A 26711-nucleotide genomic window follows, 5' to 3' on the forward strand; every position below is an offset into this window, starting at 1 on the left:
ATGGGTGTGTGGATCGATACCGACATGGGCTTCGACGACATCGCCGCCATTCTGGTGGTGGCGCAGTCGGAATATGCAATCGACGGCGTCTCGCTGGTTTTCGGCAATGCGCCGCTGCCGCAGGTGAGGGCGAATGCCGCCGGGGCGGCGGCCGCCTTCGGCTGGACCTTTCCCATCCATACCGGCCGTGCTGCGCCCGTTCTCGGCAAGCTCGAAACCGCCCAGGCGATCCTCGGTGAAACCGGCATCCCGACATCAGGCAAGAACCTGCCTGATGCCCCTGCCCTTGCCGAGAGCGATGCCTTCCCCGCGCTCTGCCGCTGGCTCGAGGGCAACGGGCCACACCGCATCCTGGCGCTCGGTCCGCTCACCAATATCGCCGCAATAGCGCTCGCCCGCCCCGATCTTGCCGCCCGCATCACCGACCTCGTCTGGATGGGCGGCGGCGTCACCACGGGCAACCATACGGCCTCGGCCGAATTCAACGCGCTCGCCGATCCCGAGGCACTGGCAATTATCATCGCCCATGGCCTGCCGCTGCGCATGGTCGACCTCGACCTCTGCCGCAAGGTAGTGGCAAAGCCCGAGGATGCCGAGCCGGTGCGCAATGCCGGCGGCGTCAATGCCGAACTGATCGCCGACATGTTTTCCGGTTATATCAGCATCGGCACCAGCCGCGGCCGTCCCGGCATGGCGATCTACGATCCCTCCGCCGCCGTCGCCTTCGTCGCTTCCGACATCGTCAGCTTCCGCCCCGCGCGCATCGACGTCGAACTGCACGGCGCCTTCACCCGTGGCCGCACCGTCGTCGAGACCCGCGCCACGCATGCGACCTTCAACGCGCAATTTGCCGCCGACATCGACGCCGACAGCGCGCGCGCCATCATTCTCACCGCTTTGGTCAACGAGGCCCGCAAATGAACGCCACACCTCGTCAGGAACCTTTCGATCTCAACGATCCCGCCTTGCGCGCCCGCGCCGTTGCCGCCGCCCGCGGCGACGCCCCATTCAATATGCTGATTACCGGCGGCCGCCTGCTCGATGCCGTGACGGGCCTGATCCGAGAGGCTGATATCGGCCTCATCGGCGCGCTGATCGCAAGCGTCCATGCCCCCGCAAGCCGCACGGACGCGCTAGAAATCATCGACGCAACTGGCACCATCCTCACGCCGGGCCTGATCGACACCCACATGCATGTCGAAAGCTCGATGGTGACGCCTGCAGAATATGCGAGCGCGGTGCTTCCGCGCGGTGTCAGTACGGTCGTCTGGGACCCGCATGAATTCGGCAACGTCCATGGCCTCGACGGCGTGCGCTGGGCGATCGAGGCGGCGCGCGCCCTGCCGCTGCGCATGATCCTGCTCGCCCCCTCCTGTGTGCCCTCCGCACCGGGCCTGGAGCTTGCCGGCGCCGATTTCGACGCTTCCATTATCGCCGAGATGCTGCGCTCGCCTGCCGTCGGCGGCGTTGCCGAGGTCATGAACATGCGCGGCGTCATCGATGGCGATCCACGCATGAGTGCCATCGTCAACTCAGGCCTTGCCTCCGGCAAGCTCGTCTGCGGCCATGCCCGCGGCCTCGAAGACGCCGACCTCAACGCCTTCATGGCAGCCGGCGTCACTTCCGACCACGAACTCACCTCGGGCGCCGACCTCGCCGCCAAGCTTTCCGCCGGCCTGACGATCGAGCTGCGCGGCTCCCACGATCACCTCTTGAAAGAATTCGTCGAGGTGCTGAACGGTCTCGGCCACCTGCCCCCGACCGTGACGCTCTGTACCGACGACGTCTTTCCCGATGAACTCTACCAAAGCGGCGGCCTCGACGACGTCATCAGACGCCTGGTGCGCTACGGCATGAAGCCGGAATGGGCGCTGCGTGCAGCGACCTTCAATGCGGCACAACGGCTGAAGCGCTCCGATCTCGGCCTCATCGCCGCCGGCCGCCGCGCCGATCTCGTGCTCTTCGAAGATCTCACGGAATTCCGCGCGCGCCTCGTCATATCAGGCGGCCGCATCGTCGCCCGCAATGGCGGCATGGAGGCAGCCGTTCAACCGCTCGATACCGCGCCGCTCACCAATTCCGTGAAGCTGCCGCCGCTCACCGAGAACGATTTCCGCATCCCTGCGAAAGGCGCGCGCGTCCGCGTCGCCACCATCGACCGCCCACGCTTCACGCAATGGGGTGAGGCCGAAACGGAAGTCCGGGACGGCTTCGTCGTGCCGCCGGCGGGAAGCGCCATGATCGCCGTCGTCCATCGCCATGGAAAGGCCAGTGGCATCCCGCGCATCGGCTTCCTCACCGGCTGGGGCGAATGGCGCGGCGCCTTCTGCACCACCGTCTCGCATGACAGCCACAACCTCACCGTCTTCGGCGGCAACGCCCACGACATGGCGCTCGCCGCCAACACCGTCGTCACAGCCGGGGGCGGCATGGCCGTCGCCAGGGACGGCCGGATCGAGGCGTTCCTGCCCCTGCCGCTCTCCGGCCTCGTCACCGACGCCTCGCTGCAGGACACGGCCCTCGCCTTCGCCAACATCCGCAAAGCCATGGACAAAATCGCCGACTGGAAACCGCCCTACCGCGTCTTCAAGGCCTGCTTCGGCGCAACACTCGCCTGCAACGCCGGCCCGCATCAGACGGACCGGGGGATCGCGGATGTGGTGACGAGCAAGGTGCTGGGGAGTCCGGTGCTCGAGGTTTTGTAAGTCGGGACGCACGGACCGCAAACGAGAGCGAGTGCCGTGCAGCCCCCTCTCGATTCCCCCTTCGCCCCAGCGGGAGAAGGTGCCCGTAGGGCGGATGAGGGGGCCGCAAACGCGACCTATACCTTCAACTCCCGCTCCACCAACGCCACCCAATAAGCCGCCCCATATCCAAGCGCCCCATCGTTGAAATCATAAGCCGTGTTGTGATGCAGCGCCCCGTCCACCGCCGGCCCATTGCCGAGCCAGACATAACAACCCGGTGCGTTCTCAGCGAAGAAAGCAAAATCATCCCCCGCCGTCGAAGGCGGAAAGCTCGTCCGCACCTTCTCGCCAAAAACAGTGCCCGCCGCGGCGAGCGCCCGGGCGGTCGCATCCGCATCATTGAGGACAGGCGGAATGCGCCGCTCGAAACGATATTCGGCTGATATGCCGTACATCGCGGCCGTTCCGCTGGCCAATCGGCCGATCTCGGTTTCCAGCTGGTCGCGCACCTCAGGCGAATAGGCCCGCGCCGTCCCGCCGATCTCGACGCTATCCGGAATGACGTTCAGCGCCTTCGCATCGCCTGCCTGCAGGAAACAGGCGCTGACGACGGCCGGCTGCAGCGGGTCGACCACCCGCCCGACGATCGTCTGCAGCGACGACAGGAAAGTGCCGGCCGCCGTGATCGGATCGCGGCCGAGATGCGGCTTGGCGCCGTGCGTGCCCACGCCGCGAAAAGTGATGCGCCAGCTGTCGGAGGAGGCGAGCTGCGGCCCTTCGACCACGGCAATCTCGTCGACATCCAGCCCCGGCATATTGTGCAGGCCATAGACGGCATCGCAGGGGAAAAGCCGGAAGAGCCCCTCTTCCACCATGCGCTTTGCCCCGCCGCGGCCCTCTTCGGCCGGCTGGAAGATGAAATGCACCGTGCCGGAAAAATTCCGCGTCGCCGCAAGATGCCGCACAGCGCCGAGCAGCATTGCCGTATGGCCATCATGGCCGCAGGCATGCATCTTCCCCGGCACGGTCGATTTATAGGGCCGCTCAGCCATTTCAGGCATGGCGAGCGCATCCATATCGGCCCTCAGCCCGATCCGGCGCGTACCATTGCCGACCTGCAGCGTGCCGACGACGCCGGTGCCGGCAAGCCCGCGATGCACCGTGATCCCGGCCTCTTCGAGAAGCCTCGCGACGATACCAGCGGTGCGCTCCTCCTCGAAGCCGAGTTCCGGATGGGCGTGCAGATCGCGGCGCAAGGCGGTAAGGAACGGCAGATCGTCCTTGATCCCAGCGGGAATGCTCATGGGAATATCCCTTCATGCGAAACGGGCGCCGAACGGCGCCCGCCTCAGATCATTCCTTGTTCATCAAACAAGCTGCGACTTCAACCCTCAAGCCTCTTCGACGAACACCTCCTCGCGCTTCTTCCTGACGCTCGGCAGGAAGACGACGATGAGCACGGCCAGCGCGATCGCCAGAAGCGTGGCGCTGATCGGCCGGGTGATGAAGGTGGTGGCGTCGCCGCGCGACAGGATCATCGCGCGCCGCAGGTTCTCTTCCAGCAGCGGGCCGAGCACGAAGCCGAGCAGCAGCGGCGCCGGCTCGCAGCGGAGCTTTGCCAGCACGTAGCCGATGAGCCCGAAGAAGGCGACGGCATAGAGGTCGTAGACGTTGGAATTGACGCTGTAGACCCCGATCGAGCAGAAGGCCATGATGATGGGGAAGAGCACGTAGTAAGGCACGGTCAGCAGCTTCACCCAGAGCCCGATCAGCGGCAGGTTGAGGATGACGAGCATCAGATTGCCGATCCACATCGAGGCGATGATGCCCCAGAACAGCGCCGGCTGCTCGGTGGCGACATTCGGGCCCGGCACGATGCCCTGGATGATCATCGCGCCGATCATCAGCGCCATGACGGGATTGGCCGGGATGCCGAGCGTCAGGAGCGGAATGAACGAGGTCTGCGCGCCGGCATTGTTGGCCGATTCCGGTCCTGCGACGCCCGCAACCGCACCCTTGCCGAATTCCTCCGGCGTCTTCGAGATGCGCTTTTCCACCGTATAGGAGGCGAAGGAAGCAAGGATTGCTCCGCCGCCGGGCAGGATGCCGAGCGCCGAGCCGATCGCCGTGCCGCGAATGACGGGAGCGATCATCTCCTTGAATTCCTGGCGCGAAGGCAGGAGGCCGGACACCTTGGCCATCAGCACCGTGCGCGTGGACTCACCCTCGAGATTGCGCAGGATTTCCGCCACACCGAAGACACCGACGGCGAGTGCCACGAAATTCAGCCCGTCCGCATATTCACGGATGCCGAGCGTGAAACGCGGCGTGCCGGTGTAGATATCGGTGCCGACGAGGCCGAGCAGCAGCCCGAGCGCCACCATCGCCAGCGCCTTGATGACCGAGCCATGCGCCAGCGCGATCGAGGAAACGAGGCCGACGATCATCAGCGAGAAATACTCGGCCGCACCGAATTGCAGCGCGATGTCGGTGAGCGGCGGCGCGAAGATCGCGACGAGGAAGGTCGAGACCGTGCCGGCGAAGAATGAGCCGAGAGCCGCGATCGCAAGTGCCGCCCCCGCCCTGCCCTTGCGGGCCATCTGGTAACCGTCGATCGCGGTGACGGCGGACGAGGATTCGCCCGGCATGTTGATGAGGATCGCCGTCGTCGAGCCGCCATACTGCGCGCCGTAGTAGATGCCGGCGAGCATGATGAGCGAGGAGACCGGCTCGAGCTGGAAGGTGATCGGCAGGAGCATGGCGATCGTCGCCGTGGCGCCGATGCCCGGCAGCACGCCGATCAGCGTGCCGAGCAGGACGCCGATCAGGCAAAAGAGAAGATTGTCGAGTGTCGCCGCTGTGGCGAAGCCGAGCGCGAGATTGCTGAAAAGATCCACCGTCGCCTCCTAGAACCGGACCCAGGGACCGAAACGCTCGAACGGCAGCCCCAGCCCATAGCTGAAGACAGCGACCGAAAAGATCGTCAGCAGCAGCGAGAGGATGACCGCGGACACCACATTCATCTTGCGCGACGCAAAACAGGCGATGAAGGCGGTGAAGAACAGAGCCGGCGCAAATCCGAGCCCCCGCACCGTCAGCCCGAAGAAGACGGGAGCCGGCAGGATGAAGAGCATGCCGCGCCAGGCAAAGGGATCGACCGGCTCACCCTCCACGCGCAGCGCCTGAATGAAGATGATCGCGCCGAGAAGTATCAGCGCGCAGGCAAGGATGAACGGGAAATAGCCCGGGCCCATGCGAAAGGCGGTGCCAAGCTCGAGCCCGAGCGACTGGAAGGCGAAAAAGGCGCCGGTCGCGACAAAAAGCCCGCCACAAATCGCATTGGTGGTATCGAAACTGATGGATTTCATGGTGTCTCCTGGAGTTGGAGATGGTTGATGTCGTACCGTGGCGCCCCCTCATCCGCCCTGCCGGGCACCTTCTCCCCGAGGGGAGAAGAAGACTCGCGGCACGCTCTTCCCGTCTTTCGACAGCGACGACATTGCGGCGGATGCGGCCTACACATGGGACGTCCCCTCTCCCCAGCGGGGAGAGGGTAGGGTGAGGGGGCTCCTGGCACCCCCTCACGACTAGTCGGCATATTCCTCGGCAGCCTCGATCACCGGCTTCCAGCGGGCGATCTCGCTTTCGAGCTTGGCTTTCAAAGCGGCGGGCGTCGCATCGGCGTCGGAAGACGGCGCGGTGCCGAGCTCGGCGAAGCGGGCGCCGACATTCGGGTCCTTCAGCGCCACCTGCAGCGACTTCGACAGGCGTTCGTTGATCTCGGCCGGCGTGCCCTTCGGCGTGTAGATGCCGTGCCAGATGCCGACCTCGAAGCCCGGCAGGCCGGCTTCGACAGCCGTCGGAACGTCCTTCAGCACGTCGAGGCGCTTCGGCGAGGTCACGGCATAGGCCTTGATCGTGCCGCCGGTGATCTGCTTCGTCGTGTTGGTGGTCTGGTCGCACATGATATCGACCTGGCCGCCGAGCAGATCGGTCATCGCAGGGCCGGTTCCCTTGTAGGGAACCGTCGTGAGCGGCGTCTGGATGGCGCTCATGAACATCATGCCGCAGAGATGCGAAGCCGCGCCGATGCCGGCATTGGCGACCGTCACCTTGTCCTTGTTGGCCTTGACGTAGTCGATCAGCCCCTTGAGGTCGGTCGGCTCGAAATCCTTGCGCGCGACGATCGTCATCGGCACCTCGGTGACGAGGCCGACATAATCGAAGGCGCCGAGCGTGTCATAGGCGAGCTTGCGGTAGAGCGTGGCGCTGGTCGCCATGCCGATATGGTGCAGCAGGATGGTGTAACCATCGGGATCGGCACTCGCCACGCGGCCGGCGCCGAGCGTACCGCCGGCACCGCCGACATTTTCGACGACGATCTGCTGGCCGAGATCCTTCGACATGGATTCGGCGACGAGGCGCGCAACCGTATCGGTCGGGCCGCCGGCGGCGAAGGGCACGACCATGGTGATGGTGCGTTCGGGATAGGTCTGCGCCGAAGCGACGCCGGCGAGAAGAGAGACCGCGGCAGCCGCGGTCAGTCCGAGCATGGCCTTCAGGATTTTCATCGTTTCCTCCCTGATGAAATAAGCGAGCCCGCCGACACATCCTCCGCGCCGGTTCGGATTGCCTATTTGCCGCCGGGAAAAATCGGCCCGCAATCATCGCCACCGCTTTTGGAAGAGGATTCTGCGACAGTGCGATGCAGCATGGGTCGATTTGGAAACAAACGGCGGATGCGCTGGGTGGAATTCCACCCATCGCACCTGGAGAGAAAGCACAGCCCAACTGCTGAAGACTAACTTTCGGTGATCATCATCCGCTTATCCAGGCCGTATTTCTGCATCTTTTCGTAGAGGGTCTTCCGGGAAATCCCGAGCGACTCGTAGACCGGCTTGAGGCTGCCGCCATGCGCCACCAGCGCGCTGGCGATGACCCCCCGTTCAAATTCGGCGACCCGCTCCGCAAGCCCGGTCGCCTCTTCGGCCTGCCGTCCGCCATTGTCGAGGCCGAGAACCAGACGGTCGGCGGCATTCCTGAGTTCCCGCACATTGCCGGGCCAGTCGCGCTGGGCAATGTCGGAGATCACCTCCGGCAGCACGGCAATCTCGTCACGGCCGTAGCGGGCGGCCGCTTCCCGCACCAACTGCAGGAAGAGCAGCGGAACATCCGCCCGCCGCTGCGACAGCGACGGCACGTGCAGCGTCGCGACGTTCAGCCGGTAGAAAAGATCGGCGCGGAAGCGGCCGGCGGCAACCTCCGCCTCCAGATCGACCTTGCTCGTCGCGATGAAGCGCACGTCGAGCGGCACGACCTCGTTCGATCCGAGCCTGGAGATCACCCGCTCCTGCAGCACCCGCAGGAACTTCGCCTGCAGGTCGAAAGGCATGGAGCCGATCTCGTCGAGCAGGATGGTGCCGCCGCGCCCATGTTCGAATTTTCCGTAGCGCGGCCTGACCGCACCGGGGAAGGCGCCGGGCTCGTGGCCGAAGAGCTCGCTCTCGATCAGGTTCGCCGGCAGCGCGGCGCAGTTGATCGCAATGAACGGCCGGCTCGCCCGGGCGCTGATATCGTGAAGCGCGCGCGCCACCACCTCCTTGCCTGCCCCGGTCTCGCCGACGATGAGCGTATCGGCATCGCTGGCGCCGATCGCGCGGATGCGGTAGCGCAGATCCACCATCACCTGGGTGCGGCCCGGCAACCGCGCCTCGATATCGTCGCGTTTGCCGGCGACTGCCTTCAGCAGCCGGTTTTCGAGCACGAGGCCGCGCCGCTCCATCGCCCGGCGGATGACGCCGGCGAGCATTTCAGGCGTGAACGGCTTCTCGATGAAATCATAGGCGCCTTCACGCATCGCCTTCACCGCAAGCTGCACGTCGCCATGGCCGGTGACGAGAATGACCGGCACCTCCTGATCGATCTCGCGGATCTTCTGCATCAAGGTCATGCCGTCCATGCCGGGCATGCGGATATCGCTGACGACGACGCCGGGAAAGCTGTAGCCGATCAGCTCCAGCACGTGATCGCCGTTCGAAAAAGTCTCGACGCTGAAGCCGGAGAGCTCCAGCGCCTGCGCCGTCGAGCGGCGCAATTCTTCCTCGTCGTCGACGAGCAGGATTTTCGCATCATTCATTCCGCTGCCTCCGGCATCAGCCCTGCCGCCGATTGCAGCTCGATACGGAACACCGCGCCCCCTTCGGGATGATTGGCAGCCGTCAGGCTGCCGCCGAAATCCTTGACGATGTTGTAGGAGATCGAAAGCCCGAGGCCGAGCCCCTTGCCGACACCCTTAGTCGTGAAGAAGGGATCGAAGATACGCTCGGCGATTGCCGCCGGCACGCCGGGTCCGTGATCGCGCACCGTCAGCACCACCTTGCCGGCCTCCTCGAAGGCCGAAACCTCGATACGCCTGTCATCCAGGCCTTCCACCGCATCGGCCGCGTTGGAGATCACATTCACCAGCACCTGCTGGAGACGCACCGAGCCGGCACGCACGACCGGCGGCCGCATTCCGAGATCGAGCCGGAGCTCGGCGTCGGCCGCCTTCAGCCGCCAGGCGATGATCTCCAGCGTATCGCGCATCGCCTCGTCGAGGGGAACCGGCCCGAGCTTCTCGTTCGGTTTGCGGGCGAAGTTGCGCAGGTGGCGGCTGATCGAGGCCATCCGGTCGATCAGCCCGCCGATCCGCCTTATATTGTCGCGCGCCTCCTCCGTCCGGCCGCGATCGATCAGCACGGAAGCGCTGTCCGTATAGGTCTTGGCGGCGGCGAGCGGCTGGTTGAACTCATGCGAAAGCGCAGCCGACATCTGCCCGAGCCCGGCAAGTTTACCGGCCTGGATGAGATCGGCCTGGGTCTGGCGAAGCTGCTGCTCGGTCAACCGCCGCTCGGCGATCTCCTCCTCGATGCGGCTGTTGACGCGGGCAAGATCCGCCGTGCGCTCCTCCACCCGCCGCTCGAGTTCACCCCGCGCTTCGGCCTGCATCTGCATGCGCTCGGCCAGCCGCGCCCGCCGCTGGCGAATGACCGCCACGGCAAGCCCGGCAATGCAAAGGATGAGAAAGACGGCAACAAGCGCGGTGCGCGCCTGGGCGCGGATGGAACTCGTCTCCATCAGCACATTCACCGTCCAGTCCTCGGCCGGCATGTAATGCGACAGCACCAGATACTCACTTGAGCTCCGGTCGCCCGCAAGCGTCATCAGATCATGCGGCTCGAAGCGATGGCGCGTCACCGGCAGCGCCGTGAGCTTCGCATTGGCATAGCGCCGCGACGCTTCCGTGCGGGCGATACGGTCGGCCGTCAGCGGCAGGATCGCGCCGTAGAGCCATTCCGGACTGCCGGACATGAAGATGATGCCTTCCGGATCTGAAACGAAGATCTTGTATTCCCCGCCGCTCCAGGAGGATTCGATCATGTCGATATCGACCTTGAAGACGATGACGCCGCGAATATCCGCGCCGACCCTGATCGGGGCCGAAAAATAATAGCCGCGCTTCAGGGACGTGGTGCCGAGAGCGTAGAACCGGGCCTGCCGGCCTTCGATCGCTTCCTGGAAATAGGGGCGGTAGTTGAAATTCTGGCCGACGAAACTTCCCGGTCCATCATAATTGCTCGCCGCGATCGTCTCCCCGTCCGGCTTCACCACATAGATGTCGGAGGATTTCAAGAGCCCGTTGATCTCCTTGAGATAGAGATTGGCGGCACCGCGCAGCACCATGTCGTCAGGCGCGCTGACCAGTTCCTTGATATCGTCGTGATCGGCGATCAGCGCCGGCAGCGCCTCGTAGCGGTTAAGGTGGCCGCTGAGCGCCGAGACGGCAAGGCGCAGCGCCGTTCCCGCCTGGGCCGAAGCTTCCTGCATATAGGCACGCGTCGCAATCGCGCTTCCATAGGTGAAGAAGGCGAAAATAACGAGCGGCACCACCAGCAGCGCCGCTATCGCACGATATCTCGAAGACAGATCCGGCTCCTCCCTTTCTGCCTTCACTCCCCAGCAAGGCATGCCCGACGGGCTCAGTTTAATGAGGCAAGCGAGGTTTTCCAAGAGCGCGCCGAAACTTGACACTCCGCAGGGGTGAATGTCCTATTGCGGCACCGCAAGGAGACCCCTTCCATGAGCGACGACCAGACGCCCGCCGACAGCAAGCTCACCAGCTCCAAGCGCCGCTGGGCGGCAGAGGGCAAGTTCCTGACCGGCCGCATCAGCCGCCCCGAGGCCGAGCGCCTGCCGCCCGGCCAGCACCTCGTCAAGAACTGGCCGGTGCTCGATCTCGGCCAGCAGCCCGTCATCTCAACCGAGAGCTGGCGGCTTGAGGTACGCGGCCTTGTCGAAACGACTCTTACCCTCACCTGGGCCGATTTCCAGGGGATCGAGCAGAGCAGCAAGATCAGCGATATCCACTGCGTCACCACCTGGTCGCGCTACGATAACAAATGGAAGGGCGTTTCGACGCGCGATCTGCTCGATCGTGCCATGCCGAGGCCGGAAGCAGCTTACGTCATGCTGACGAGCTACGACGGCTATACCACCAACCTGCCGCTTGCCGATTTCGCCGCCGAGGACGCGATCCTCGCGACCTCATGGGAAGGTCTGCCGCTGACACCAGATCACGGCGGCCCGATGCGCCTCGTCGTGCCGCATCTCTATTTCTGGAAGAGCGCCAAGTGGCTGCGCCGCATCGAGCTGATCGCTGCCGATGAGGCCGGTTTCTGGGAAAAGAACGGCTACCACATGCTTGGTGATCCGTGGCGCGAGCAGCGTTATTCCGACGATTGAGCCTTCGGCCGCAGGAAACGGCGAAGCGCCAGGACGGCAAACCCCAACAAGGCGGCAAGCCCCGCCAGTGACGCCATGCTGGCGAAATGAAGTGGTATCTTGCTCCAGCGCGGCTTGATGATATCGGCCGTGTTAAAGGCCTCGCCGCTGAACTGGCAGGTGACGAGCGCAAGCCCACGCCGCACCATATCGGCGTCGACGGCGGAGATGATTTCTCCTGCTGCAGGCGCCTCCAGCGGCATCTCCCGCATCGCCATCAGCACGGCTTTCGTTGCCGCGAGATAGGCATGGGCGCATTCGTTGAACGGACTTTCCTCGTCCGTCACGCTGCCCGGCACCCTGCCCCACAGGCAATAGGAATATTGGATCTCGGCATAGTTCAGCACGCGGCGGAACGGCTCGTTGGTATCGACTGCACGGGATGCGAGGTCGATGATCCCACGGCGATAGTCCGAAATCACTGCCATCTCGCCGTGGGAAATTTCCGGGATATCGATACCGCCATGGCTGCCGCCTGCGCTGCGAGAATGCGCGCAGGCGTCACCGGCGATGATGAGAAGCAGGCTTGCCCCAAGGAGAACACCAAGCCTGTCGTCGCGCCGGATCACCGGAAAGCTGGCCGTAGACCACTCTTGGCGCCGAGACGCCTTTCGGCCAGCGCTCCGAAAACAATACCGAGCGCTGCCCAAAGGATCGCGTGCATTCCGAGCGTGGTCGTGCGGAACCGCCAGAGCACCATCGCCGAGAAATTCTCCGGCACCTCGTTGATCGGCGGCAAGAGATAGAGAACCGCACCGATGAAGACGAGATAGGCGGAGCCGGCGATGATCGCGCCGTTCCAGAGACCGAAGCGTCCGGCAAGGCGGCGCGAAAGCGCCACCGCCGCAATCAGCGAGGCGAGCGAAACGACGATCATCAGGAAGAACAGCTCGGTCCTGACACCGATCGTATCGGGATTGCCGACCGCCGGCGGATTGGCCGGATATTTGACGGCAGGAACCAGAACGACCGCCACGAAGGCGGCAATGGCGATGACGGCCGAGGTGCCGCGCGGCGAAAGGCTGCTGAGGCGGCCGTGCACGAAAGCGAAGGCAAGCGAAAAAAGCCCGCCGACAGCAATGCTGTAGGCCATGACGCCGGTGAAAAGGCCGAGACCGGCCTGCGTGGCCCGGCTGACGATCTCAGGTTCGGCGGCTTCGCCGGCCGCCTGGGCACTCGCCTCCTCGAAGGCGATCGCCGCATCGACCAGCGGCTCGCCGAAGGTATGGGCAAAGGCAAAAATCAGGATGCCGGCAATCACGCCCGCGAGCATGCCGCGAAGCAGAAGATTTCCAACCATGTCAGTATCCCCCTAAGCATGTCGCGCAAAACTGTGCAGCGGTTTTGCGAGAACGACATGCGTAAAACAAAGACCTAAAGCGCGAGAAGCGAATCTGAAAGATCGCGATGCGCTTTAGTGGCAGGGAAAGCCGAGGAGATGGCGGGCGTCATGCACGAATTCGTGCACATACATGCCGTTGAACAGCGCCATCGCGCCTTCCTCGGTGCCGACAAAATAGAGAACGATCAGCATCAGCAGGCCGCCAAAGATCGCCCAGGGCAGGATTTCCCCTACCGGGATCGGCGCCGGTGCCGCGACAGGTGCAAAAGTAGTGTCAGACATGTATTCCTCCGGAATGACGCGTTCAGTCGAAAGAGTGTTGTGCGGCAGGGTCTGACTTCCAGCGCGAAGAAGTTTCGACACGCTGGTCACAGTGGCGCGACCGCGCCGGATTTCCACCGGCTTCCAAACCCGCAACGCCACGGTTATATCTGCACGCCGGAGAGACTGTCAACGAAACTTCACGAGCCGGCAAAGCGCCGTCCCCACCACATTGCGGAGATCGGAACGATGGTGAATACGCGCCTCACCTGGATCTGCCACGGCGCGACGGCGGCAAGCCGCAAGGCCCTGTTTCCGCTCGACGAACCGCTGGAAGACAAAGCGGTCGAGGAAGCCGGCAGGATGGCCCGCCTGCCCCACGCCGACCGTATCGTCACCAGCCCGGCTTTGCGCGCCCGCCAGACCGCTGCAGCACTCGGTCTCGAAGCCGAAATGGAACAGCGGCTTGCCGACTGCGACAATGGCCGCTGGGCCGGCAGATCGATAGCGGCGATCGGGACTGAAGAGCCGGAGAATCTCGTGGTCTGGATGAGCGATCCGGAAGCCGCCCCACACGGAGGCGAGAGCTTTCTCGGCCTGCGCAGGCGCGTCGCCGGCTGGATGGACGAGCAATCCCTGCTCGGAGGCCATGTGATCGCCGTCACCCACCCGGCCGTCATCCGGGCGGCGACCGCGCATGTGCTTGAGGCGCCGCTCCCGTCCTTCTGGCTCATCGACGTCGAGCCGCTGGCGGTCGTTCGTATGACCAGCAATGGACAGCGCTGGTCACTGCGCTTCTAGAGAATTAGATACCCCTCATACTGTCCAGCCTTACGCAAGCAAATAGCGTCATCTCTATTGAACCGGGTTTGACCGGGACTACTTCCTTGTCCCAAGGAGATGGAAGACATGACATATGATTGGAGTGGGGAGCGTACGCGGCGCCTGCGTTTGATGCGGGTTGCGACGTTCACCGTAATTCTGGTCGGTCTGGTCGTCAGCGTCCCGCTGCTGATCGTCACCGCCTGAAAAAGCGAGACAGGGCGAGCGATGCGGCAGCACGCTCGCCCTCGTTCTTCCCGCTCTCTCCCCTCGCCGTTCAACCCGACTCCCCTGTCTTCCCAGCCGCGCCGACGAACGGCCGCAGCGCAATCGCTGCCCCTGTAGCGCCGAAACAGGCTGCTTCTCCAACAATTCGCCTTCTGGTTTCAACGAACATTTCAGATTTTCGTGATACCTCGGCGCAGGGTGGAGATGGAGAAGGCAATAATGCCGGCGTTTTTCCAAAGCAGGGCCGGAAGGCAATGCGTGTCAGTCGTGGTGTTCGGAGTAACCCTCTGGATCCTCAGCACGCTGCTGCACTTCGACGACGGCCTCGTCTCCTTCATGACCGGTTTCGGCAAGTACGGAGCGAACAAGCTCATTCTTGCCCTCGGCATCGCCGGCGCCATGAGCTTCATCTATTCCGTGCTGCGCATCGCCGACCTGCGCAAGGAAATGGAGCTGCGCGCCACCGCACAGGCGAAGGCCGACTGGACAGCCACCCACGACCATCTGACCAGACTGCCGAACCGCTACGCCTTCGAGCGCAAGATCCTCTCGCGGCCGATCCTGGACGAGGAAGCCGAGATCGAGGAGTGGGCTCGCAACGTCACCATCTTCTCCGTCGATCTCGACGGTTTCAAGAAAGTCAACGATCTCGTCGGCCACAAGGGCGGCGACGTCCTGCTGATCGAGGTCGCCAAGCGTATCTGCGCAATCGGCAATGCCGATTGCGTCTATCGTTTCGGCGGCGACGAATTCATCATCGTCGCCTTCGGCCTGACGGCGCAGCGCGAGGAGCGTTTCGCCAAGCTTTTGATCCAGGCCGTCACCCGGCCGATTCACATAGACGGCTTTGCCGTCGAAGTGGGCGCCAGCGTCGGCTACGACCGCTGGGCCGAGGGAGCCGAACCGCTTGAGAATGCCGCGCACCGCGCCGACCTTGCCATGTACGAAGCAAAATCGCGCGGCCCCAACCACCATCTCGTCTTCGAAGCCTCGATGCAGGACAAGGTGGCGGAACGCGCCGCGCTGGAAACGAGGCTGCGCGCCGCGATCTCCAAGAAGGCGATCAAACCCTTCTATCAGCCGCTGATCGACCTCAAGACCGGCCAGCTCTGCGGCTTCGAGGCGCTGGCCCGGTGGATCGGCGAGGATGGCGTCAACATTCCGCCGCCCGTCTTCATCGGCATCGCCGAGGAAACCGGCATGATCACCGCTCTGTTCGAGGATCTTCTCGCCCAGGCCTGCGGCGACGCGCTCGCCTGGCCCGAGCAGGTGATGCTGTCCTTCAACGTCTCGCCGGTGCAGATGGAAGACAAGCTGCTGACCTCGCGCATCCTCAAGGTTCTCTCCGCAAGCCGGCTGCCGCCGCAGCGCCTTGAAATAGAGATCACCGAAAACGCGTTGATCCAGGACCCTGCTGTCGCCGCCCTCGTCCTCGACGAACTGCACGCGGCCGGCATTCAAATCGCGCTCGACGATTTCGGCACGGGCTATTCGAGCCTCGCCCAGCTCGCCCGCTACCGCTTCGACAAGATCAAGATCGACAAGAGCTTCACCGCCACCTGCCGCGACGACGAACGGCAGGAAAAGATCGTCCGCGCCATGCTCGGCCTCGGCAGGAGCCTGAACATCAAGACGACAGCGGAAGGTGTCGAGGACCACGGCCAGCTCGCCTTCCTGCTGCAGCTCGGCTGCGATATCGGCCAGGGCTATCTCTTCGGCAAGGCGATGCCCGCCGCCGAGGCGAGCATCTTCATTGACGATCGCAAGGCCAATCTGGCCTCCACGGCCTGACTCACCGACTGCGAGCTATGTAGCGAAAATGCCCGATCGGCGGACAAATGCCTTTCCGTCCGAAGCCCCGGCGCTAAGTTCGGCCATCGTGACGCCTCGTGCGGAGTCTCTGAAGACATGCCATCGACCGACCTCCTCCTGACCTTCAACGCCGGCTCATCGACCGTGAAGATCGGCATCTTCGCGATCGAGGGAGCCAGAGCGCGGCGTATCGGCAAGGGGGTGATCGATTTCCGCGCCGAGCCGCTTTCGCTCAATCTGACGGAAGGACCGCAGAGGTTCGAGGTGCCGTTGAAGTCAGAGGTGACGGAAGACCTGCATGACGTCATCGACGAGACCTTCGCTCTCCTCGCCGATCATTTCGACATTGCCGCCGTGCGCGCCGCCGGGCACCGCGTCGTCCATGGCGGCGACCGCTTTACGGGGCCGGTCGCGCTCGACGCCGCCGCCATCGATGCCGTCGATGCGCTGACCCCGCTTGCGCCCCTGCACCAGCCGCAGGCGCTGCGCTTCATCCGTGCGCTCAGGCATTTGAAGCCGCACCTTCTCCAGACGGCGTCCTTCGACACGGCCTTCCATGCCACACAGGATGATCTCGTCCGCCGCTTCGCCATCCCCCGGGCGCTGCACGAGGAGGGTATCAAGCGTTACGGCTTCCATGGCCTCTCCTATAAATTCATCGCCGGCGAACTCCGCCGCAGGTCGCCGCAAGCGGCAAAGGTGGTCATTGCCCATCTCGGCAGCGGCGCCAGCCTCTGCGCTTTGGACCATGGTCTCAGCCGCGATTGCAGCATGGGCTTCTCGACGCTCGACGGCATCCCGATGGCGACGCGTCCGGGCTGGCTCGATCCCGGCGTCGTCCTGCATCTGGCCTGCGAGAAGAAGCAATCCCTGGGTGAGATCGAGGACCTGCTCTATCACCGCTCCGGCCTGCTCGGCGTTTCCGGCATCAGCGCCGATAGCCGCGACCTGTTGAAGGACGACCGGCCGGAGGCACGGCAGGCAATCGACCTCTTCACATTGCGCATTGCCGGCGAAATCGGCCGCATGGCGGTCACACTCGGCGGCCTCGACGCCGTCGTCTTCACGGCCGGCATCGGCGAGCATCAGCCTGAGATCCGCGCCGGCGTGGTGAACCGGCTGTCATGGCTCGGCGTCACCATCGACGAAAAGACCAATGCTGCCAATGACTTCGCCATCAGCGCCGGGGATAGCCGCATCGCCGTCCATGTCATCGCCACCGATGAGGAGCAGGTCATCGCCGACGAGGCGATCTCCATTCTGGGCAGTGACTGATTCAGATCAACGACAGGCGGGCAGCCCCGCTCGTATTTGACGTGAACAGGTTTTCGAACGGGAGAAACCGATGGAAAAGCATGTCTCGACCGCCGCTCTGACCGACGCCGAACTCACCCTGATCGACCGCTACTGGCGGGCCGCCAACTATCTCTCGGTCGGCCAGATCTACCTGCTGGCCAATCCCCTGCTGCGCGAGCCGCTGAAGGCGGAACACATCAAGCCCCGCCTGCTCGGCCATTGGGGCACGACGCCTGGCCTCAACTTCATCTATGCGCATTTGAACCGCCTCATCCGCGCCAGCGATCTCGATATGATCTATATGTGTGGCCCCGGCCACGGCGGACCGGGCATGGTCGCCAACACCTATCTCGAAGGCACCTACAGCGAGATCTATCCCGATATTTCCGAGGATGCCGAAGGCATGCGCAAGCTCTTCCGGCAATTCTCCTTCCCCGGCGGCATCCCGAGCCATGCAGCACCCGAAACGCCGGGATCGATCCACGAAGGCGGCGAACTCGGCTACGCCCTCGTCCATGCCTATGGCGCCGCCTTCGACAATCCCGACCTCATCGTCGCCTGCGTCGTCGGCGACGGTGAGGCCGAGACCGGGCCGCTGGCCGCCAGCTGGCATTCAAACAAGTTCCTGAACCCCGCCCGCGACGGCGCCGTCCTGCCGATCCTGCACCTGAACGGCTACAAGATCGCCAACCCCACGATTCTCGGCCGCGCGAATGATGACGACCTCAGGCATCTCTTCGAAGGCTACGGCTACGAACCGTTCTTCGTCGAAGGCCATGAGCCGCGCGACATGCATCAGAAGATGGCCTCGACCCTCGACCGGATCTTCGACCGCATCGGCGAGATCCGCAGGCAGGCCCGTAACGGTGAGGCCGGGGACGGTTGCCCGCGCTGGCCGATGATCGTGCTGCGCAGCCCGAAAGGCTGGACCGGCCCCAAGGAGGTCGACGGCAAGAAGGTGGAAGGCTTCTGGCGCGCCCATCAGGTGCCGGTCTCCAACTGCCGCGAGAATGAGGCTCATCGCAAGATCCTCGAAGACTGGATGCGCGGCTATGATCCGGAAGATCTGTTCGGCGCCGACGGCCGGCTGAACCCGGAGCTGCGCGCGCTCGCCCCTGCCGGCAACCGCCGCATGGGCGCCAATCCGCATGCCAATGGCGGCTTGCTGCGCAAGGAATTGGTTGTTCCCGATATCCGCGACTATGCGGTCGATATCGGCAAGCGGGGCGGCGCCATGGTGCAGTCGACGGAGATCCTCGGCCAATACCTGCGCGACACGATGAAGCTCAACACGGAGGCTGCCAACTTCCGCATCTTCGGCCCCGACGAAACGGAATCGAACCGTCTCGGCAGCGTCTTCGAAGTCACCGAGCGCGTCTGGATGGAGGATATCGAACCCTACGACGTCAAACTCTCCCGGGACGGACGCGTCATGGAGGTGCTCTCCGAGCATCTCTGCCAGGGCTGGCTGGAAGGCTACCTGCTGACCGGCCGGCACGGCCTTTTCTCCTGCTACGAGGCCTTCATCCACATCATCGATTCCATGTTCAACCAGCACGCCAAATGGCTGAAGGTGACGCGCGAGCTCGAATGGCGAAAGCCGATCTCATCACTGAACTATCTGCTGACCTCGCATGTCTGGCGCCAGGATCATAACGGCTTCAGCCACCAGGACCCGGGCTTCATCGATCTCGTCGCCAACAAGAAGGCCGATATCGTCCGCATCTACCTGCCGCCGGACGCCAACACCCTGCTCTGGGTCGGCGACCACTGCCTTCGCACCTATGACCGCGTCAACGTCATCGTCGCCGGCAAGCAGCCGGAGCCGCAATGGCTGTCGATGGACGAGGCGGTGAAACATTGTGAGGCCGGCATCGGCATCTGGCACTGGGCAAGCAACGAGGACGACACGATCGCTCCTGATCTCGTCATGGCCTGTGCCGGCGATGTCCCGACGATGGAGACGCTCGCCGCCGTCGACCTCTTGCGCAAGGCCGTTCCGGAACTGAAGATCCGCACCGTCAACGTCGTCGATCTTCTGGCACTGCAATCCAGCGACCAGCATCCCCACGGCCTTTCCGACGAGGCCTTCGACGCGATCTTCACGTCGGACAAGCCTGTCATTTTCGCCTATCACGGCTATCCCTATCTCATTCACCGCCTGACCTATAAGCGCACCAACCACGAGAACATCCACGTCCGCGGCTTCATCGAGGAAGGCACGACGACCACACCTTTCGACATGACCGTCCTCAACCAGCTCGACCGTTTCCACCTCGCCATCGAAGCCATCGAGCGCGTACCGGGCCTGAAGGAGAAGGCAAAAGACGCGCTCGCCGCCTTCCAAGGCAAGCTCGCTGAGCATCACGACTATGTCAGGGAGCACGGCGAGGACATGCCGGAGGTGCGGAACTGGGTGTGGCCGGCAGCGTGAGGCGAAAATTTGCGCCGGCGCACCCGAACCTATGCGCCCTCGAGCCGAACCTTCTCTCTCACGCGCCAGATGCGCGGCGTTTCTCCCGCATATTTCAGGAAGAAGCGCGAGAAATAGGCGGGATCGGCAAAGCCGAGCCGAAACCCGATCTCCTGAACGCTGCCAAGCGTGAAGACCAGCTGTCGTTTCGCTTCCTCGATGAGTTTGCCGGCGATCAATTCATGCGGCGTGCTGCCGGTCATCGACCGGACGATACGCGTGAGATGCGTCGGCGAAACGCCAAGTTCTCTGGCGTAGAAGGAAGCAGGCCGATGCGATCGGAAATGCTGCTGGATGAGTTCGTTCAGCATCTCCATCCGCCTCTCATTTTCGTTTGACGGAAGCTCCTGCGCATTCCCCTCATGGGAAATGCGCGCCGTCAGCCGCAACGCCAGCCCGACATAGGCGGCCAGCACCTCGTTGCGGCCGCTGCGGCGGTTTTCGAATTCGTCGCCGAGCCGTCTCAACGTCTGCATGACATAGGCCGCCTCGGCATTGCCGGGATCGAGCGGCGTCAGATGCGGCGTCGCCAGCCATTCTCCGAGATGGCTTCGCTCGCCGGGCGGGTGGCTGAGATGAGATCTCAGCATGGTGATCACGAGGCCGTCGATATCACGTGAGAAGCGAAAACCGTGATGGAGGCCAGGGGGAACCGTGATGACCGCCGGCGGGCGGATGGCATGGCTCTTCTCGCCGAAAATCGCATCGCCCGAACCGGCCCCGATGTACAATATCTGAAAGAAGCTCTCGTGGCGGTGGAGCCGGATTTCCCATTGATGCAGGCTGCTGCGGGAGCGAATTGTTTCGCAATGCAACCAAAACTCCGGCGCTTGTCCCGTGTTTTCGCCGTAGAGCTCATAAGTAGGCACATGTCTGCTCATGGGGATCCTCCCGCGCCAATGTTCGATTAGTGCAATTTTTAGGCTGGAATGTCCATTGTTGCGGTGATGGCGGCGCGGCAAAATCTGACAAAACGCAAAAAATGTGAGGGAGGAAGCATTTGCGAACCCAGGTCGCCATTATCGGTTCGGGTCCATCCGGCCTGCTTCTCGGCCAGCTTCTGACCGAAGCCGGAATCGATAACGTCATCCTCGACCGCGTGAGCAAGACCTATATTCTCGGCCGGGTGCGCGCCGGTGTGCTGGAAGAAGGCACCGTCGGGCTGCTGGACGAGGCCAAAGCCGGAGCGAGATTGCATGCCGAAGGGCTGCCGCATGACGGCTTTTCCCTCGCCTTTGACGGGCGCGACCATCGCATCGACCTCTCCGAATTGACCGGCGGCCGGCACGTCACCGTCTACGGGCAGACCGAGGTGACGCGTGACCTGATGGAGCGGCGCGAAATGAGCGGCGCCCTATCGATCTACGATGCCGCCGATGTCGCGCCGCATGATTTCGACGGTCGCTCCCCCTTCGTGACCTATGCAAAGGACGGCGCCGCCAAGCGCATCGATTGCGATTTCATCGCCGGCTGCGACGGCTTTCATGGAGTGAGCCGCAAATCCGTTCCCGAACGGGCGATCCGAAGTTTCGAGAAGGTCTATCCCTTCGGCTGGCTGGGCCTGCTGGCCGACGTGGCGCCCGTCAGCCATGAACTGATCTACGCCAACCATCCAAGGGGCTTCGCGCTCTGTTCGATGCGCTCGGCGACGCGCAGCCGCTACTACATCCAATGCCCGCTCGACGAAAGGGCCGAGGACTGGAGCGACGAGCGCTTCTGGGACGAACTGAGACGGCGCCTGCCGGCGCATCATGCCGAGGCGCTGACGACTGCGCCCTCCTTCGAAAAATCGATCGCTCCCTTACGCTCCTTCGTCGCTGAGCCCATGCGTTTCGGCCGGCTCTTCCTTGTCGGCGATGCCGCCCATATCGTACCGCCGACCGGCGCCAAGGGGCTGAACCTTGCAGCGAGCGACGTCCATTACCTCTTCTGCGGGCTCATCGGGCATTATCGCGAAGGCTCCGATAGCGGCATTGACGGCTATTCGCAAAAGGCGCTCGCCCGCGTGTGGAAAGCCGTCCGATTTTCCTGGTGGATGACGTCGATGATGCATCGTTTCCCCGATACGGGCGATTTCGACCAAAAGATCCAGGAGGCCGAACTCGATTATCTCACACATTCCCGCGCGGCCTCGACGGCGCTCGCGGAAAACTATGTGGGATTGCCTTTCTGATGCGCGGTTGGCGTCAAATCATAATCGCACGGTGATGCATTACGGCATTTATTTCATTTTACATCACCACTTCGCATGACAAGCTGGCGCTGAAACCTCGGTAGCTAGGAAGTACGGCGCGGGAGTGCGCCAAAAGGGAGAGAGAAACATGAAGAAACTGCTTCTGGCCGCCGTTGCGGCAATCGCCATGGGCGCGAGCGCCTATGCCGACACCATCAAAGTCGGCGTCATCGGGCCGTTCTCCGGTCCGTTCGCGCTCCAGGGCAAGAACTTCAAGGCCGGCATCGACGCCTATATGGCCGTCAACGGCAACAAGGTCGGCAGCGATACGGTCGAGATCGTCTATCGCGACGTGCCGCAGGCCGATCCCGCCCAATCCAAGGCGCTGGCCCAGGAACTGATCGTCAAGGAGAAGGTCCAGTATCTCGCCGGCTTCTACTTCACGCCGGATGCCATGGCGGTGACGCCGATCCTGAAGCAGGGCAACGTGCCGATGGTTATCATGAATGCCGCGACTTCGGCGATCGTCACCAAGAGCCCGCTCGTCGTGCGCACCTCGTTTACCACCTGGCAGACCTCGACGCCGATCGCCAAGGTCGCCTTCGACGCCGGCGTCAAGAAGGTGATTTCGGTCGTCAGCGATTATGGCCCGGGCATCGATGCCGAGAACGCCTTCAAGACCGGCTTCGAAAAGGCCGGCGGTCAGGTGGTCGAGGCGATCCGCATGCCGCTTGCGACCAACGACTTCAGCCCGATCATGCAGCGCATCAAGGATTCCGGCGCGCAGGGCGTCTTCGCTTTCCTGCCGTCCGGCCCGACGACGCTCGGTTTCGTCAAGGCCTATAACGAAAACGGCCTGAAGGCGGCCGGTATCAAGTTCTTTGCGCCCGGTGATCTGACGCAGGAATCCGACCTGCCGGCGCTTGGCGATGCTGCGCTCGGCATCCAGACGACCTTCCACTATGCGGTGTCGCACGATTCCCCCGAGAACAAGGCTTTTGTCGAAGCCGCCGCCAAGGCGATCGGCAACAAGGCCGAACTCTCCTTCCCCTCCGTCAGCGCCTATGACGGCATGTATGTCATCTACAAGATGATTGAGGCGACGGGCGGCAAGCAGGATGCCGCAAAGGCTGTCGATGCGGTCAAGGGCCTGGCCTGGACGAGCCCGCGCGGCCCGGTTTCGATCGACCCGGAAAGCCGCCACATCACGCAGAACATCTATCTCCGCGAAGTCGCCAAAACCGATGACGGAACCTACATCAACAAAGAGGTCCAGACCTTCGAAAAGCAGGGCGATCCGGGCCTGGCAGCAGCCAAGTAAATATCCGAAGTCCGGTGACGCGGCGGGCTCCGCATCGAGCCCGCCGCGCCGAAGCAAGGTATTTCCATGCAGACAGTCTTCAGCATCGCCGTCGACGCCTTTGCCTATGGCATGGTGCTCTTCGTGATCTCGATCGGCCTTTCCGTGACCATGGGGCTGATGCGTGTCGTCAACCTGGCGCATGGCGCCTTCGCCATGATCGGAGGCTACATCGCTTCCTATGCCGCCCGTGACCTCGGGCTCGGTTACGCGGTCGCAGTCGTCGCGGCCGTCATCGCCACGATCATCATCGCAATTCCGCTCGAGCGTTTTCTCTACCGCCGGATCTATGGCGCGCCCGAACTGACCCAGGTGCTGATGACCATCGGCATCACCTTCTGCGTCATCGGCATCGCAAATTACGCAATGGGGCCGACGCTGAAAACCATACCGCTTGCCGGCGCCCTGCAGGGATCGGCCGATCTCGGCTTCCGCACCATTCCCGTTCACCGGCTTTTCGTTATCTTCTGCGGTCTCACCGTTGCGTTCGCCCTCTGGTTCGCGATCGAGCGAACCAGCTTCGGGGTGAAGCTGCGCGCCTCCGTCGACGATGCGGCGATGGCGGCGGCCCTCGGTGTGCGCACCGAGATCATCTACGCGGTGAGTTTCGCCATTGCCGTCGGGCTTGCCGCCTTCGGCGGCGTGGTCGGCGCCGAACTCCTGCCGGTCGAACCTTATTACGCGCTGCGCTACATGGTCACGTTCCTGGTCGTCGTCTCCGTCGGCGGCGCGGGCTCCATTCCCGGTGCACTGATCGCCTGCCTGCTGCTCGGCGCGATCGATACGACAGGACGCTATCTGATGCCGGAATTCGGCGAGTTCTTCTTCTATCTCGCCGTGATCGCCATCATCTGCGTCTTCCCACGCGGCCTTGCCGGAAGGGTGAAATGAAATGACGCTGGTGATAGATAACGAAAACGCACGCCTCCGGTCTCGGCGCGGCGTCAGCGGCGATTTCGCCGGCGTGGCGGTCATCACAGCCATCGCCGCGATTGGCTATTTCGCCTTTCCCGACAATCTGGCGCTTCTGACACGGATGATCACGATCGCCCTGCTCGTGCTGTCGCTCGATCTCGTCACCGGTTATTGCGGCGTTGCAACGCTCGGCCATGCCGCCCTTTTCGGCTCCGGCGCCTATGCCGCCGGCATCCTGTCGGCGCATTACGGCATCAACGACCCGCTGCTGATGATGCTCGCCGGCATTGCAGGCGGCGCGGTTGCCGGGCTGCTCTGCGGCGCGATCATCCTGCGCGCGCATGGGCTGCCGCAGCTCGTGCTGTCGATTGCGCTCATCCACCTCTTCCACGAATTCGCCAACAAGGCCTCGTCCTGGACAGGCGGCAGCGACGGACTTTCCGGCATCGCGCCGGATCCGGTCTTCGGCCTTTTCGAATTCGATCTCTACGGCCATACCGCCTTCTTCTTCGCAATGGCGCTGCTGCTTGTCGTCTTCGTGCTGCTGCGGTTGCTGGTCCGCTCACCCTTCGGCATGCTCTGCCGCGGCATCCGGCAGGACCCGCTGCGCATTCGCGCCATGGGCGGCTCACCCAAGGCCACGCTGATCAGGATGTACGTGATCTCTGGCGCCGTTGCCGGCGTCGGCGGCGCCCTGAATGCGATCTCGACCCAGGTCGTCGGCCTCGACAGCCTGTCCTTCACGCAATCGGCCGAAGCGCTTGTCATGCTCGTGCTCGGTGGCACCGGTTCCCTCTTCGGCGCGCTTTCCGGCACCGTCGTCTTCATGCTCTTCGAGGATTACGTCTCGGCAGCCAATCCCTTCCATTGGCTGACCATGGTCGGCGCGCTGCTGATCGCCGTCGTGCTCTTTGCACCGAAAGGCCTCTACGGAACGGCCGCCGCCTTCCTCAGCCGCCGGAAGGAGGCGCGCGCATGAGCCCCGTCTTCGAAGTCGCCAATCTCAGGAAAGCCTTCGGCGGCTTGGCCGTCACCAGTGATGTCTCGCTCGCCATGTCGCCAGGCGACCGCATTGCACTGATCGGCCCGAACGGCGCCGGCAAGACCACCTTCGTCAATCTCGTCACCGGCAATCTCTCACCAGACTCCGGCGAGGTTCGCCTCGGCGGCGAGGCGGTGACGAAGGTCGATGCGATCGGCAGGGTCAAGCGCGGCCTCGTCCGCTCCTTTCAGGTAACCCGGCTTTTCCAGGACATGACGCCCGCCGAACATGTCGGGCTCGCCGTGCTCCAGCGCGACGGAAAGACCCGCAGGATGTTCGGGAATTTCCTCGCCATGCCCGGCGTCATGACGGAGGTCGACGATCTCCTCGGAAAACTCGGGCTTGCCTCGCTGATGCATCGCAAGGTCAGCGAAATCGCCTATGGCCAGCAGCGGCTTCTCGAAATCGCGGTGGCACTGGCGCTGAGGCCGAAGGTGCTGCTGCTGGACGAGCCGGCGGCGGGCGTGCCACAGAGCGATACCGGCCGCATCGAGCAGGCGCTTGCCGATCTGCCCGCCGATCTCGCCGTCCTGATGATCGAACACGACATGGACCTCGTCTTCCGTTTCGCCAAACGCGTCATCGTGCTGGCGGCAGGCGCGATCATCTTCGATGGCCTGCCTGAAGACGTCACCAAGGATGCGCGTGTGCGCGAGGCCTATCTCGGGAGCTATGCCAATGCCAGCCATATCGCTTGAGGTCGAAAATCTCTCGGCAGGATATGGGCCGACACGCGTGCTGGAAGGCGTTTCCTTCTCCGTGCCGGCAGGCGCGCGGCTCGCCGTGCTCGGCCGCAACGGCATGGGCAAGACCACGCTGCTGGCAACGCTTGCCGGACAGACCAGGCGATATGACGGCCATATTCGCCTCGGCGGGTCGGATGTCACCGCGGCGCCAAGTGCTGCACGGGCGCATAAGGGCCTCGGATATGTTCCGCAGACGCGCTGCATCTTTCCGACGCTGACGGTCGAGGAAAACCTGTTCGTCGGATTGAAGGCGCGGCCGAAAACGGCACTTGAGGAAGCCTATGCCATGTTCCCGCGCCTGAAAGAGCGCCGCCGCAATCTCGGCAGCCAACTCTCCGGCGGCGAGCAGCAGATGCTCTCCACCGCCCGCACCATTCTCGGCCGCCCGTCGGTTCTGCTCCTCGACGAACCGCTGGAGGGCCTTGCACCCGTCATTTGCGAGGAGCTGATGGCCGCCTTCGCCGAACTCGCCAAATCAGGCGACATGACCATCCTCCTCGTCGAACAGCGCATCCAAAGCGCCCTCGACTTCGCCGATCAGGTCATCATTCTCGAACGCGGCAAGCTGGCCTGGGCGGGAACGCCGGCGGACCTATCCAGGGATCACGAAGCGGTAGAAAGCTTGCTCGGAGTGGGCGGCCTGCATTGAAGCAATCAATGCAGTATATCGTCATGATCACGTCATCATTATTCTGGCATTGTTACGCCGCCCGAAAGATTTCTTCCGGCAGAAA

Annotated in this window: 23 protein-coding genes and 1 riboswitch; of the genes, 13 read left to right on the top strand and 10 right to left on the bottom strand. The window is 63.5% G+C overall.

Features of this window, described 5'->3' with window-relative positions; genetic code table 11:
- Together QD408_RS05315 and QD408_RS05320 are read left to right on the top strand one after the other, a co-directional pair.
- A complete protein-coding gene (locus QD408_RS05315) occupies positions 1-921 on the top strand; it encodes a nucleoside hydrolase (RefSeq protein WP_414138581.1) in 921 nt (306 codons plus the stop codon).
- Positions 918-2705 (top strand): adenine deaminase, encoded by a 1788-nt coding sequence (locus tag QD408_RS05320; RefSeq protein ID WP_414138582.1) that lies wholly within the window; start codon positions 918-920, stop codon positions 2703-2705. The genes QD408_RS05315 and QD408_RS05320 overlap by 4 nt, the downstream gene beginning before the upstream one ends.
- Positions 2706-2821: 116 nt before the next feature.
- Here the strand turns inward: QD408_RS05320 and QD408_RS05325 are convergent, their stop codons facing one another.
- The 6 genes from QD408_RS05325 to QD408_RS05350 all read right to left on the bottom strand — a co-directional run bounded on the left by QD408_RS05325 (position 2822) and on the right by QD408_RS05350 (position 10694).
- On the bottom strand, positions 2822-3991 hold the full coding sequence (locus QD408_RS05325; RefSeq protein ID WP_414138583.1) for a M20 aminoacylase family protein: 1170 nt from the start codon (positions 3989-3991) through the stop codon (positions 2822-2824).
- Between the two features lie 87 nt (positions 3992-4078).
- Positions 4079-5584 (bottom strand): tripartite tricarboxylate transporter permease, encoded by a 1506-nt coding sequence (locus QD408_RS05330; protein ID WP_414138584.1) that lies wholly within the window; start codon positions 5582-5584, stop codon positions 4079-4081.
- 9 nt (positions 5585-5593) lie between these two features.
- Positions 5594-6055 (bottom strand): tripartite tricarboxylate transporter TctB family protein, encoded by a 462-nt coding sequence (locus QD408_RS05335; protein ID WP_088682749.1) that lies wholly within the window; start codon positions 6053-6055, stop codon positions 5594-5596.
- Positions 6056-6274: 219 nt separating this feature from the next.
- Entirely contained in the window at positions 6275-7258 is a 984-nt protein-coding gene (locus tag QD408_RS05340) for a tripartite tricarboxylate transporter substrate-binding protein (protein ID WP_414138585.1), read from the bottom strand.
- A 230-nt stretch (positions 7259-7488) separates the two neighbouring features.
- A complete protein-coding gene (locus QD408_RS05345) occupies positions 7489-8823 on the bottom strand; it encodes a sigma-54-dependent transcriptional regulator (protein WP_414138586.1) in 1335 nt (444 codons plus the stop codon).
- Entirely contained in the window at positions 8820-10694 is a 1875-nt protein-coding gene (locus QD408_RS05350) for a sensor histidine kinase (RefSeq protein WP_414138587.1), read from the bottom strand. The genes QD408_RS05345 and QD408_RS05350 overlap by 4 nt, the downstream gene beginning before the upstream one ends.
- 111 nt (positions 10695-10805) lie before the next feature.
- Here QD408_RS05350 and QD408_RS05355 point away from each other — a divergent pair, with 111 nt between their 5' ends.
- Positions 10806-11468, top strand: a complete 663-nt coding sequence (locus QD408_RS05355) for a sulfite oxidase-like oxidoreductase (RefSeq protein ID WP_414138588.1) — start codon at positions 10806-10808, stop codon at positions 11466-11468.
- On the opposite strand, the gene QD408_RS05360 is transcribed toward QD408_RS05355, so the two are convergent.
- The 3 genes from QD408_RS05360 to QD408_RS05370 all read right to left on the bottom strand — a co-directional run bounded on the left by QD408_RS05360 (position 11453) and on the right by QD408_RS05370 (position 13131).
- A complete protein-coding gene (locus QD408_RS05360; RefSeq protein WP_414138589.1) occupies positions 11453-12076 on the bottom strand; it encodes a hypothetical protein in 624 nt (207 codons plus the stop codon). The two genes, QD408_RS05355 and QD408_RS05360, sit on opposite strands and share 16 nt — an antisense overlap.
- Positions 12073-12807, bottom strand: coding sequence for a CbtA family protein (locus QD408_RS05365; RefSeq protein ID WP_414138590.1), 735 nt, complete (start codon positions 12805-12807; stop codon positions 12073-12075). The genes QD408_RS05360 and QD408_RS05365 overlap by 4 nt, the downstream gene beginning before the upstream one ends.
- Before the next feature lie 114 nt (positions 12808-12921).
- Positions 12922-13131: a CbtB domain-containing protein gene (locus QD408_RS05370; RefSeq protein ID WP_088682755.1), complete on the bottom strand. Its 210-nt coding sequence runs from the start codon at positions 13129-13131 to the stop codon at positions 12922-12924.
- Between the two features lie 25 nt (positions 13132-13156).
- Positions 13157-13307: riboswitch (cobalamin riboswitch) on the bottom strand.
- Between the two features lie 55 nt (positions 13308-13362).
- Between QD408_RS05370 and QD408_RS05375 the strand changes: the two genes are divergently transcribed.
- The 4 genes from QD408_RS05375 (at position 13363) to QD408_RS05390 (ending at position 19702) form a co-directional block, all read left to right on the top strand.
- A complete protein-coding gene (locus QD408_RS05375; protein ID WP_414138709.1) occupies positions 13363-13911 on the top strand; it encodes a histidine phosphatase family protein in 549 nt (182 codons plus the stop codon).
- Between the two features lie 468 nt (positions 13912-14379).
- Positions 14380-15951 carry a putative bifunctional diguanylate cyclase/phosphodiesterase gene (locus QD408_RS05380; protein WP_414138591.1) on the top strand — a complete coding sequence of 524 codons (1572 nt, stop codon included), beginning with the start codon at positions 14380-14382 and terminating at the stop codon, positions 15949-15951.
- A gap of 117 nt (positions 15952-16068) precedes the next feature.
- Positions 16069-17247, top strand: a complete 1179-nt coding sequence (locus tag QD408_RS05385) for an acetate/propionate family kinase (protein WP_414138592.1) — start codon at positions 16069-16071, stop codon at positions 17245-17247.
- A gap of 70 nt (positions 17248-17317) precedes the next feature.
- Entirely contained in the window at positions 17318-19702 is a 2385-nt protein-coding gene (locus tag QD408_RS05390) for a phosphoketolase (protein ID WP_414138593.1), read from the top strand.
- Between the two features lie 29 nt (positions 19703-19731).
- On the opposite strand, the gene QD408_RS05395 is transcribed toward QD408_RS05390, so the two are convergent.
- Positions 19732-20622: a helix-turn-helix domain-containing protein gene (locus tag QD408_RS05395; RefSeq protein WP_414138594.1), complete on the bottom strand. Its 891-nt coding sequence runs from the start codon at positions 20620-20622 to the stop codon at positions 19732-19734.
- A gap of 119 nt (positions 20623-20741) precedes the next feature.
- Here QD408_RS05395 and pobA point away from each other — a divergent pair, with 119 nt between their 5' ends.
- The 6 genes from pobA to QD408_RS05425 all read left to right on the top strand — a co-directional run bounded on the left by pobA (position 20742) and on the right by QD408_RS05425 (position 26626).
- Positions 20742-21914: a 4-hydroxybenzoate 3-monooxygenase gene (gene pobA, locus QD408_RS05400; protein ID WP_414138595.1), complete on the top strand. Its 1173-nt coding sequence runs from the start codon at positions 20742-20744 to the stop codon at positions 21912-21914.
- A 148-nt stretch (positions 21915-22062) separates the two neighbouring features.
- Complete coding sequence (locus QD408_RS05405) at positions 22063-23235, top strand: ABC transporter substrate-binding protein (protein ID WP_088682761.1); 1173 nt, start codon at positions 22063-22065, stop codon at positions 23233-23235.
- 66 nt (positions 23236-23301) lie between these two features.
- On the top strand, positions 23302-24165 hold the full coding sequence (locus tag QD408_RS05410) for a branched-chain amino acid ABC transporter permease (protein ID WP_088682762.1): 864 nt from the start codon (positions 23302-23304) through the stop codon (positions 24163-24165).
- A gap of 1 nt (position 24166) precedes the next feature.
- Positions 24167-25168, top strand: a complete 1002-nt coding sequence (locus QD408_RS05415; RefSeq protein ID WP_088682763.1) for a branched-chain amino acid ABC transporter permease — start codon at positions 24167-24169, stop codon at positions 25166-25168.
- On the top strand, positions 25165-25929 hold the full coding sequence (locus QD408_RS05420; protein WP_088682764.1) for an ABC transporter ATP-binding protein: 765 nt from the start codon (positions 25165-25167) through the stop codon (positions 25927-25929). Before QD408_RS05415 ends, QD408_RS05420 begins: the two co-directional genes overlap by 4 nt.
- The gene (locus QD408_RS05425) at positions 25910-26626 is read left to right on the top strand and encodes an ABC transporter ATP-binding protein (RefSeq protein WP_088682765.1); all 717 of its coding nucleotides are present in this window, start codon (positions 25910-25912) and stop codon (positions 26624-26626) included. The genes QD408_RS05420 and QD408_RS05425 overlap by 20 nt, the downstream gene beginning before the upstream one ends.
- The last annotated feature ends 85 nt before the right edge of the window (positions 26627-26711 follow it).

This window comes from Rhizobium sp. BR 249 (assembly GCF_047445895.1).
Taxonomy (GTDB): domain Bacteria; phylum Pseudomonadota; class Alphaproteobacteria; order Rhizobiales; family Rhizobiaceae; genus Rhizobium.